We start from the raw sequence: 12092 nt of genomic DNA on the forward strand, positions 1-12092 counted from the left end.
GTACCGTCACCCTCCGCGTGGAGGAACGCGACCTGCTCGGCCACGGCCTCATCACCCCGGCCGAGTCCCCGGCGAACGTCCACGACCTGCCCGCGCTCGTCCCCGACTGGGACACCGCCGCGCCGCACACCCTGCCCGAGCGCCTGCACTCCGCGATCCCCGCGGGCAGCCACGGTGTGCAGTTCTGGGCGGCCCTCGGCGCCGACCCGCACGGCACTCGGCTCGGACAGGCCCTCTACACGGCCTCCCGTGCCGCCGTGCTCGGCAACCGGCCCGTCGAACTGATGACCCGCGACCCGCAGGGCATCCGCCGCTGGGAGTTCACCCCGGAGGGCGCCCTCGTCACCGCCGACCCGGGCCTCACCACCGCGTGGACCGCCTTCCACGCCCAGGCCGAACTCCTGCACTCCGCCACCGACATCCTCACCGACACCCCCCAGCGGCTGAACCGCCTCACCCTCTCCCTCCAGCACGCCAACCGCGCGCACACGGACGCCACGGACGCGCTCGAATCGGCGCGGCAGGCGGTCACCGACGCGGTCGCCGCCCGGCAGCGGGCGCGGACCGCCGCCGCCACCTCCGCACAGGCCGTACTGGATGCCGAGGCCCTGGTCGGGCGGCTGAAGAACGGGCTGGCGGACGCACGGCGCACCGCCACCACACTGCCCGCGGTGATCGCGCGGAACGAACGGAACGAGACCCAGGGCCGCCGTGACCTCCAGACGGCGCTGGCCGGACTGACCCGGACCGAGAACGCCGTACGCGCCGAACGCGCGGCCGCAGCGGCAGCGGCAGCCGCAGCCGCAGCCGCGCAGGGCGGACAGGGCGGGCAGTCGAGTGCCACACCGGCGGCTCCGGCCGCCCCGCCGGCCCCCGCCGTGGTCGGCGCCCCGCGCTCCAGCCGTCCCGCGGCCGATGTCGCCGACGACCCCCGGGTACAGGCCGTGGTCCCGGCGATCACCGCCGCCGAGAACGCGATCCAGCAGGCCGCCGCCAGGCTCACGACCGACCGGGCGGCGCTTGCACAGGCACAGCGGATCGTCTCCGTCGGACCGGCCCGCGTCCGCCAGGCGGAACAGGACCACGCGGACGCCGTCGCTCGGGCGGGGGAGGACACGCAGGCCGTGGACCGCCGCAACGAGAACCTGCGGGTGGCCAGGCTCCGCGAGACCCGCCCCCAGGGCCATGTGACCCGGGCCCAGGCCAAGGTCACCCGCCGCAACAAGGAGCTCGGCGACGCGGTCACCGCACAGCAGCAGGCCGCAGCCGACCAGATGGCGGCCACCGCCGCGCTGCCGGGCCTGTCCGCCGCCGTCCAGGACAGCGCCCCGACGCCCGAACAGGCACTGCGGACCACCTTCGCCACCGCCCCGCCCCGCTGGCCCGACCCCGACGGCCGGGCCACCCCCCTCCCGGCCGGCGGCCAGACCCACGACCCGACCGCCGCCCCCGCCACCACCGTCACCGGGACGACGGGGACCACCGTCACCACGCCGCCGTCCAAACCGGCGAACCCGCAGCCGAAGAAGACCGGCACCACCCAGGACAAGGGCAAGAGCAAGGCGGCTGACAAGAGCAAGGGCAAGGCCCCGCTCGTGCCACCGCCCCCACCGCCCGGCACGAGTACGACGACGCCCGGCACCAGCGCGACGACGCCCGGCACTTCCACCACGACGCCCGGCGCCACCACAACGCCCGCTGTCCCGCCGTCCCCGTACGTCACCCCCCGCGGCAACGGCGTCCCGACCCCCGGTGACGGCAACTGCCTGCTGTACGCCGTCATCGGCAGCGCGCCGCAGCTGGTCGCCGCCCGGTTGCAGCAGGCCAACCCGGCCCTCGACGCGGGCCTCGCCGCCTGGCTCGGGCAGCCCAACCTCGTACGGCAGACGCTCATGGCGCTGGCGCAGAACCCGCAGACCGCCGTCCAGGGCTCCGGGCATCTGCGCGCCGCCCGCCAGGGGTTGCAGAACCTGGTCCTGACCCGGCTGGCGGCGGCACGCAACGGCACCCAGCCGCTCCCGCCGCAGGTCCTCGGCCAGCTCAGGGGGGTGCTCGTCCGGCGGTTCGCGACGGTGGCACAGGGCAGGCCCGCTGCCTGGGTCGACAACCAGCTGGCCCAGTACGGCATCACCGGTGTGACCCGTGCCGAGGACATGGACCCGGTCGACCTCCAGACCCGTTACGCGCAGGCCGTCTCGACGCCGGGCGCGCCGCCCGCACCGGCCGGCAGCCCGCCGAGCAACCGGCGGATGTTCGCCTATCTGCGTGCGGTGAACGCGCTGCCGACGCTCGCCACCATGACGGTGGACGAGCGCAGGGCACTGCTGATCGCCCGCTACCACCAGAGCACCACCCCGCTCACCGCCCCCGAGGCGGCCGAACTCGACCGTGCCGTGCGCAACTGGTCGGACGAGTGGGCGAACTCGGTCGGCGACACGTTCCTGCCGTTGCTCGCCGACACGCTCGGCGTTCCGATCCAGGTCTTCCAGCCGGTGCCCGCCGCGCTCGCCGGCACCACCGCGACCGGCGGCCCCCGGGGCATCATGCTGAGGTACGGGCCGGCCACCAACGCGCCCGCGATGGAGCTCTACTACACGGGCCTGAACCACTACAGCGCCAGCGACGCGGGCCCCGCCACCACGGCCGGACCTTCGGTCATCACGTCGTCGAGTGCGCCGCGTCGTGCGGGGGATGTTCCGGGCGGTCGGCCGTCGGGCCGTTTCCGTCCGGTGCCGGAGCGGGACGGGCGGTCTGCGGTGCCGCTTTCCGATCCGGTCCGTCGGGGGGACTGGTTCGGGCTGCGGGGTCGGGCCCGCCCCTCGGTCCAGGCCACGGAGCGGTTCGACCCGCACACCGACCAGAGCACCGTTCCGCCTCGTCCGGGCAGGTTGGGTGGTGCGACCACGCTGATCCGGTCGCATGTGCGCCGGATCCAGGCGCCGGACCTGCGGTGGGTGCGTGACCACACCCTGAATCTCCCGGTCAAGGCCGCTGATCCGGGGCACGTGGGTGCTTTGAGCGAGCGGATCAACCGGTTGCTGGACGCGCATCTGAACGGCCGTTACGCGCTTCCCCGTTCGGGGGATCAGCTGCATGTGACGGTCCGGCTGGTGGAGGACGCGGGTCATCCGGAGGCGATCACCCTCACCGACACGGTGAATCCTGCGCGTGCCGACCAGTTGCACCTGGACCTGAACCATTCGGACGAGGACCTGCTGCACGAGGTGCTGCATTATCTGGGGTTGCCGGACGAGCAGCGGGACAACGACTTCGTCTTCCGTGACCATGCCAACAGCACGGCCGTGCACACCGCGGGTGTGATGGCGACGACCGAGGCCGGGGTGGAGATTCCCCGCCGGTATCTCGACATCATCGAGAGCGTCACGGCGGCGGGCCCCCGGCTCCACGACCACCCCTTCGACAGCGGCGTCCACGACGGTTCCGTCGAGGAGCCCGCCGACCCGCCGATCCCGGCCGACACCCCGCCCGCCTGGCCCACCTCACACGCACCGGTCCCGGCGCCGTCGTCCTCGTACGTCCTCGCGTACGGCCGGCAGCTGGACGGCAATGTGGGGCTGGTGTTCCTCGAACCGCTGTCGGCCGCGGTCGTGGACGGGCTGCACGAGCAGGTCATGGCGGCGCTCGGGCTGGCGCACGCGCCCGACACGCACCCGGTGCGGGAGCAGTTGCGGACCGTGGCGAGCGCGGAGGAACTGGTGCTCAACCTGCCGTATCTGCGCGGCAGTCTGGGCCATCGGATCACGCTGCGGGTGAACGGCCGGGACCGGGTGGTGGATCTGCGGATGCGCCTCGCGGACCCGGTGGCGGCGGCCCGGTACGGGCAGGCCGAGGGTGCCGAGCGGGACGTGCGGGTGGAGCGGCGCGGTGTGGGCACCCAGGAGTCGGTGTCGGCGGAGGCGTCCGGCACGGTCCGTACCCTGCTGCTGCCGTGGACCGGGCTGTTCCCGGTGACCAGGGCGATCCCGGTCCGCGGTGTCGACGTCGCGCTGACCCTCGCGCTGACGTTGAACCAGCTCGCGTCGACGTCGTCGGTGACCACGGTGGTGCAGACGACGTCGGCGCAGCGCAGCAACGAGCCGTCGGAGCCGTACGACTTCACCGCCCTGTGGGAGGTGCGGCTGGACACCCCGGCACTGGCCGCACCGGTCACCTGGGGGGCCGCCGTGTCGCACGGGCCGGTGACCTTCTGGTTCCCGCAGCATCTGGCGCGGGACGAGGAGGGGGAGCTGCCGGAGGCGGCGGATCTGGACGACCTTCCGGTGTGGGGCGTGGACACGGTGGCCGAGCCGGGGCGGCTGTTCGCGGAGGCGCTGGAGCACTTCGGGGCGCGGCTGCGGTCCCTGGACGAGGACTCCCTGGCCGAACTGGAGACGTTCCTGTCGGAGCCGTTGCTGCGGGGCACCCTGCCGATGCAGCGGGACCGGGGGGTCTTCTCGCCGGTGCTTCTCGACTCGTCGGGGCGCGCGGTCGGCATGTTCCAGCTGCTGACCGAGGTGGTCGTCGGGGATCCGCTGCGGCGCAGCGTCCCCGGGAAGATCAATCTGGAGAGCCATCTGACCCAGGTGGTGCGGATCGACTCCCAGTCGAGGTTCAGCAGCGGCCTGTCGTTGTCCGGGAGCGTCGGTCCGGCGCTCACCGGCGACCACTCCGAGGGCCACCCGAACGCGGTGCGCCGGGTCGGGGGCGGGGTGCTGGGGCGGGCCTCGGCCCAGGCGGGGACGAACGAGTCGCTGGCGCAGAGCGGCAGCGCGGCCCTGATGCACGCGGTGCGCAGCAACCGGAGTCATCTGCTGGCGCCGGCCGAGGTACGGCACACGCTGGTGCTGCACCTGCCGGGCGGCGGGCACCTGGACTTCGCGCCGGGCGACTGGCCGCGCGGGATGCACCTGCGGCTGCTGACCGCCGAGGACGCCCGGGGCCATGCCCCGTCGCCGGAGGAACTGCGGCGGCTCCCGGCGGAGTTGGAGCATCTGCAGGCGATCGGCACCACCACGACCCCGCTGGGCGTCGCGGGCGCCGAGCCCCTCTTCGTGCATGCCGAGAACTGGCTGCGCCGGGAGGGCTTCCTGCCCGCCGACGCCACCTCGCGCAACCGGGTGCTGCCCGACGAGGCCCTGGTGCAGGCCCAGTTGAACAATCTGCGCAGATTCGAACAGGCCAGGTCCCAGGTGGGGCAGCGGGCCGCCACGGACGCCATGGTGGACGGCGGGCATCCGCTCTTCCTGGAGATCCCGACGCTGTCCGGGAGCCGCCGGGTGCGGCTGGTGCTCAGCGCGGTGCGCGGGGAGGGCGACAGCGTGCACACCCGGGTGCTGCCGGATGTGCAGGGCATGGGCGTGGCGTCCCTGTCGACGGCCGGCAACGACCAGCGGGGATCGTCGTACGGGATGTCGTACGGCGGCGGTGGTTCGTTCGGGCTGCCGGTCCGCAGCGGTGCGTGGACGCTCGGCGGCACCGGCGACCATGTGCGCGGCCATCAGGTGCAGCACGACAACAGCGTCCAACTCTCCGTCGGACACGACCAGTTCTTCATCGGCAGCGGGGCGGGACAGCGCAGCGAGGTGTTCGAGGTGCCGGCCGAGCTGGCGCTCGACCTGTACGAGGGGCCGGGGGAGCAGCCCCTGGTGCGGTTCGCGCACGAGACGGTGACCGAACCGTACGCACCGCACGGCGCCCCGCCGGCGGACCCGCCGCCTCCGCCGCCGGACCGGGTGCCGGGGACGCTGCGGCTGTCGGTGCCGACGCACCGTACGCTGCCCGCCACCGCGCCCGCCCCGGCGGCGCCCGCGGCCCACACCGTGCGGGCCGCCACCCCGGCCGACCGCACCCTGCTCGACCTGACCGACGACCACGGCACCCCGCTGCCGGACTCGGTGCCGCTACCGGACGACTCGATGGTGGAGGTGTTCCGGGCGTCGGCCGCGCTCGACGAGGCGTTCCGGTCGGTGCTCGGCAACACCTACCCGGGGCATCCCGCCCGGGGCCTGCTGGACGACGTACGGGACGCGGTGGCCGCGCGCACCCCGGCGCCGGTGGCGCGCGTGGGCCGGGCCGTCGGCGGGTCGCTGGCCGGTGCCGCGGCCACCGACCCGACCACGGTGGCCGCGGAGATGCTGACCGCCGCCCGCAGCCCCGCGGCCCTGCTGGCCCGCGGCCACCAGGTGTTCAAGGGCGCCTACGTGATCGAGGGGCTCACCCTGCCGGGGCTCGCCGCGGACGAGGTGCTGTCGGTGGAGATCCGGGGCGCCCTGCGACGGCCCCGGGCGGCGGGCGACGTCTCGCAGTACTTCGAGACCGGGCTGAGCGCAGCCGACGGGGCCGGACAGCAGCGGGGGGTGTCCAGCAGCGTGCAGTGGGCGGGCGGCTTCACCGCGGTCCGCAACACCTCGTCGGCGCAGACCCCGGCCGCCGACCAGGCAGCGGGCAACGACGACGACGGCGGCATGCACCACCGCCGTGCCGACGACCCCGCGCAGCAGCAGGGCGACGGCACGACGGCGTCCGCACACCGGCCGTCGACCCTCAACCCGTCGCTCCGGCACAGCCGTACCACCCGAGGCGACCGGTCCCGGGCGCTCGCCTCCTCGACGGTGGTGAACCGCACGGCCACCGAGAGCGGCGCCCAGCACCGCATCGCGGCCGACGGACTCCTGCTGGTGACGTTCCGGCGGGGCCGCCGCAACGCCGTCGGCAACGCGTTCGGGCAGGGCGAGGGCCGTACGGTGACGGTGGCGGTGGAACTGCCGGACGCGGTGCGGTTCCTGGCCACACCGGCGCAGATCCGGCGCCACGCCGCCTGGTTCGCGGGGGTGGCCGGTCTCACGGTGCCCGCGCAGGTGCCGGGCTCGGTGCCGCTGCCGCGCCGGTTCGTCGCCTCCCGCGAGGTGGGCCTCGGCAGCGTCCAGGCGATGGACCAGTTCACCGACGCCACCCGGACCGTGCGGCGCCCCGACGAACTGCGGCGGCTGCTGCTCGGACTGGTGGAGGACGAGGCGCCCGGCACGACCCGGCCGGGGCACTCGTCGTACCTGCCGGGCGTGGCCACCAGGATCGCCGACCTCACCTCCACGGCCGGGCTGCGCACCCTGGCCGGGCGGGGACCGGGCCGGGTGCAGCGGTTCCGGTACCGGCACGTCGGCTACGGCGGTGCCCGCCTGGTCGAGGTGACGCTGCGGACCGAACCGGACGCCGACGACCACGCGCTGCGCCTGCTGCGCGGGTTCCCGGCGGCACCGGGCGCCGGCATCGAGCACTTCCTCGGCCACACCCCGTCCGCGGTGACCGACCGGACCGCGCGTACCGTCCGGCACTCGGGGTTCGTCCAGCTCCAGTCGCGGATCCCGAGGCTCACCGGCGGTCCCCGCACCGACCGGGCGAACGTCCTGCTCGGCGCCGACACGGTCCGCGGCAACTCGGCGCGGGCGACCCGGGCAGCCGAGGACCGCTACTGGCTGCGCACCGACAACGCCGCCGACTTCGAGGGCGTCCCGTACCGGATCGTCGCCGAGGTCCGCTCGACCCCGACCGCCGACTGGCTGCTGGACCTGCCGGGCAGCGTCCTCCAGCACGGGGTGCTGAGCCTGACCGACGCGGACACCCCGCTCGCCGACCGGATCACGCACCTGTTCCGGGGCCGGCCCGCCCGGACCGTCACCGTGCACGCCTCCGCCGCGCTGCGCTTCACCGGCAGCGAGACCGCCGAACCCGCGCCCGCCGAGGCACCCCTGGCGGTGGGACGGCACCGCGGGCGCCCCGCGGTGACCGGGCGGCGGTTCACGCCGGGCGGCCCGGCGCCGGTGTTCGGCTTCGACGGGGGCGCCGAACTCGCCGCCGCGCTCACCGAGGTGGCCCCGGACCTCACCCACTCCTGGCGGTCGCTGGCCGCCTCGGACTCCGCGGACGCCACCGCCGTGCGGGTCGGCGAACTCGTCCAGGCGGGCACGGTCTCGCTGGACCACCCGCGCGGCCCGGCCGGTGTGACCACCGTGATGCCGGGCGCCTACCCGTTCCAGGGCCGTCCGGGCACCCCGCCCCGGCTCACCGTGGAGCTGTACCGGCCGCGCCCGGTGACCGACACCGGCGACGTGACGGTGGACCGGCTGCGGATCAGCACGGTGAGCGCGGGCTCCGCCTCGCAGGCGGGCCTCACCGGAAGCCTCTCGGCGCAGGGCGGCTTCAGCGTCGACGACGCGAACCGGCACCTCCTCGGCTTCACCCTGCCGGTGCTGGCCCGCCAGCCGCAGCAGCCCGGCACGGGCGCCGCCGTCAGCGGTGCCCGCCGGGACTGGCTCAAGCACGGCAACACCACCACCCCGGCCGGTTCGCGCGGCACCCGCAGCCACGAGGCACTCGCGGACGCACTGATCACCGTGCACGGCTCGAACGGCGTCCGGTACGTGACCGGCACCGTGCGGATCCGGCCCCTGGAGCGCGATCTGCTCGGGTTCGGGGTCGCCGGTGCCCGTACCGACCCGGGGGTGTTCGACGGCGCCTCCCTCGCCCGGGAGGCCGCGGACGCGCGGGCGGCGGACGGCAGGGCCGACGACGTGCTGCGGGACTGGCGGACCGTGCCGCTGCGGGACCTGCCCACCCTGCTGGCGGACGGCATCGGGGCGGGCCCGGACGGCGACGACGGCATGGTCCAGCTGTGGCTGGCCGTCGACGGCGGCGCGGCACAGACCGCCCGCGCCCTGTACGCCGCCTCGGGCACCGCCGCCCTCCTGCGGCGACCGGTCGAACTGGCCCTGCGCGACGGCGACGGCGTGCGGTTCCGTCGGTTCGACGCCGACGGCGACCCGGACGTCACACCGGCCGAGGACCAGGCCGAGGACCGGGACGAGGATCAGGCGGAGGACCGGGCCGCCGGCCGGGACGGGGGCGTGGGGGACGGCCGGGGCGACGGCTGGACGGCCGTACGCGCTCAGATACGCACGCTGGAGGAGGCCGGGCAGGCCGAGGACGCGGCCCGCGCGCACGAGGCCCGGCTCCAGGCACGGATGCCGGACGCCCTGCGCGCGCGGGACGACGCCCTGCCGCCGGTGACCGAGGCGGAACGGGAGCTGGCCGACGCCCGGGCCGCGGCCGGCACCGCGGCCGACGCCCGCACCGCCGCCGACACCGCCGTCACCGAGGCCGCCCGCACCGACCGGGAACGGCGTGCCCGGGTGACGGAGTTGACGGCCGATCTCGCTGAGCGGACCGGGCGGGCCACGGCCGCGGCCGACGCCGCCGACGAAGCCCACGAGGCGGTCAGGACCGCGGAGACCGAGTTGGAGGAGGCGGAGGAGGCCGTACGGCGGGCCGCCACCCCGGCCACCCCGGCCACGCGGGGCGGCGGTCGCGGCAGCACGGGCAGCGGCGCCTCGGGTGAGTCCCTGGCCCGGCGCGAGTCGCGCCGGAACGGGGCGCGCACGGCGCTGGCCCGGGCCCGGACGGCGGCCGAGGCGGCCGGCCGCGCCGCCGAGACCGCCCGGCACGCCGCCGACGACACTGCGCGCCGGCTCGGCCTGGCCCGGGACGCGGCCCGCACCGCCGCCGAGGCCCTGACCCACGCCCAGGACACGGCCGCGACGGCGGCCACGGCCGACCGCACGGCCCGGGCGGCACTCGCCGCGGCCGTCGCACGGCACGACCAGGCGGTCGCCGCGCGCGACGCCGCCCAGGAGGCGCTGGACGCCCTCGGACGCGAGGTCGACGCCTCCCTCGCCGAGCAGGGCCGGCAGGCGGCCCGGCAGCGGAACGCCCAGAACGACCTCGCCGACGTGGTAGCCCTCCTGGAGACGGAGCGGGCGGCGGCAGACGACGGCACCGTGCCGCTGCCCACCGGCTCCCTGGCCGCCACCCCGGCCGCCTGGCCCCGCCGCACGCCTCGCCCGACCCGGGCCCGCAGCGGCGCCGGACCGGCGGCCGAGCTCGCGCAGGAGCCCGAGGACGAGCCAGAGGCAGCCCCCGAGGAGGCGCCGCGGGAGCCGGGGACCGTGCCGGCCGGAGCCGGGGGCGGGACCGGCGAGGAATTCGAGAGCGACGACAGCGACGACAGCGACGACAGCGACGACAGCGAGGACGAAGACGACGAGGACGGCGACGGCGGCGGGAGCGGTCCGGGCGGCGGAGGGCCGTCGGTCCGTCGGCCCGTCGTGTCGCGGGCGGAGCGCCCCGAGACGTTCGCCCGTTCCCTGGCCGGGCTGCTCGCTTCCTCCGGCACCGCCCCGGCCTGGACCCGTCGCCGTGACCCGCACGGCGCGCTCCTCGCCTGGGCCCGGGCCGACGTGGCCGCGCACGGGGCCCCCGACGACGCCGCGCTCCCGGGCCCCGACACGGAGCTGACGACCGCCGCGCTGGCGCACGTCGGTGCCCTCACCGAGGAGGTGCGCGCCCAGGCGATCCTCCAGAACGGCACGGTGACCGTCGCCGAGGCCGGACTGGACGACTCCGCGCGCCTCGCACTGGTGCTGGCCCGCCCCGACACCCCCTTCTACGTGTCCACCCTGGCGGCGCTGGTCGCACGTGACACCGGGCGACCGGTCCTGGTGCTCGGCCCCGGCGACCGCAGCCACCGGTTCGGCCCGGCCGACGGCGCCCCGCTGACCCTCTACTTCGACGGCAACCGGTTCTCGGTCGCTGCGCCCGCCGCGGACGACGACTGACCGGTCGCCACCCGATCACATCGGAAGGAACACCATGTCCGGCAAGAACAGCCCGCGGCACCAGCCGACGACGGGCGAGACGGAGTCGGGTGCGGCCCCGGACCCCACCTCGGGCGGTGCGCCCGCGACCGGAGCGGCGCGGGAGGCCCAGGCCTCGGCAGCGGCAGCGGTCCCGGCCGCCGGCGGGGAACCGGCGACCGGTCCCGGCGAGACGGAGACCGCCGCGCGGGCGGAAGAGGCTCTCACGGCCCGGTCGCGGCCTGCCGCTGCGGCCCCGGCCCCGGTCGCGGCCTCGGCCTCCGCCCCGGGCCCCGGTCAGGCCGCGGGAACGCCTCCGGCACCGGGCGCCGACGCGGGCGCGAACCCGGAGCGCGGGGCCGGCGCAGGCCCCGGCCCGGAAGCGGCACCCGACGGCCACGCCGACACCGAGGCGGAAGCCGCCCCGGGCGCCGGAGCCGGAACCGGCGCCGAAGCCGGTGCGGACGTCCTGGGCACCCCCGCCTTCGGCCGTCCCTCCCGGGGGCTGCTGGCCGGAGCCGCGATCGCGGGGGCGCTGCTGATCGGCGTGCCGTTCCTGGTGTCGGGCATGCTCGGCCGGTCGGGTGCGGACGGGAAGACGTCGGACCGGGCCGCCGAGGCCGGCACGGTGCTGAACGGGGCGACGACGGACGACGGGCCGGGTGCCTACGGTTCGGCCACCCCGGACCCGGCGTCCTCCTCGCCGACCGCGTCGCCCTCCCGGTCGGCGGGCGGCGGCAGGAAGAACACGGTGAAGAAGGGCGCGGGGGCCGCGGCGGCGGGTGCCGGGGTGGTGGCGGGCAGCTCCGCGCAGGCACCCAAGAAGGCGTCCTCCGGCGGGAGTTCCAAGAAGAAGACCACCGGCACCAAGGCCACGGTCACCGCCACGGTGACCAGCGCGCCCGGCACCACCATCTACAGTCACGCCTCCAACCGGTGCATCGAGATGGTGGGGCACAAGGGCGCGGACGGCTCGCCGCTGGAGATCTGGACCTGCAACGGCAAGAACTGGCAGAAGTGGGACTTCCGTTCCGACGGCACGATCCGCTCGATGGGTCTCTGCATGGACGTCGCCTGGGGCTCCTCGCAGAACGGCGCGGTGATCCAGCTCGCGGTGTGCAGCGGCAACCCGGCTCAGCAGTTCCGCCTGAACTCCAGCAACGACCTGGTCAATCCGCAGGCGAACAAGTGCGTGGACGTCAAGGACGAGCAGACCGGCAACGGCACCCGGCTCCAGCTCTGGGACTGCAACGGTCAGGACAACCAGAAGTGGAGCACCCGCTGACCGGGCGGAGGGGTGCCCTGGTCGGTTAGGGTCGGCTCGTGGCGGACGCAGCGGCTCCGTCACGGTGGAACTGACTGGCCCGGGGTGTGTCGCGGCTGTGCGGCGGTCGGCCGAAGCCCAGG

The 12092-nt window shown here is 75.9% G+C and carries 2 protein-coding genes (1 of these 2 running past the window's edge); both read left to right on the forward strand.

Annotated features, from left to right (window positions below; all coding sequences use genetic code 11):
* Positions 1-10667, forward strand: the 3' portion of a protein-coding gene (locus ACGF5O_RS22670; protein WP_393811675.1) for a hypothetical protein. 17746 nt of this gene lie to the left of the window's left edge; only the last 10667 of its 28413 coding nucleotides appear in the window; its start codon lies off the left edge, out of view; the stop codon is at positions 10665-10667.
* A gap of 34 nt (positions 10668-10701) precedes the next feature.
* Positions 10702-11970 carry a ricin-type beta-trefoil lectin domain protein gene (locus ACGF5O_RS22675; protein WP_393811676.1) on the forward strand — a complete coding sequence of 423 codons (1269 nt, stop codon included), beginning with the start codon at positions 10702-10704 and terminating at the stop codon, positions 11968-11970.
* Positions 11971-12092 lie beyond the last annotated feature (122 nt).

Origin of the sequence: Streptomyces sp. NPDC048291 (genome assembly GCF_043201715.1) — a bacterium.
Taxonomy (GTDB): domain Bacteria; phylum Actinomycetota; class Actinomycetes; order Streptomycetales; family Streptomycetaceae; genus Streptomyces.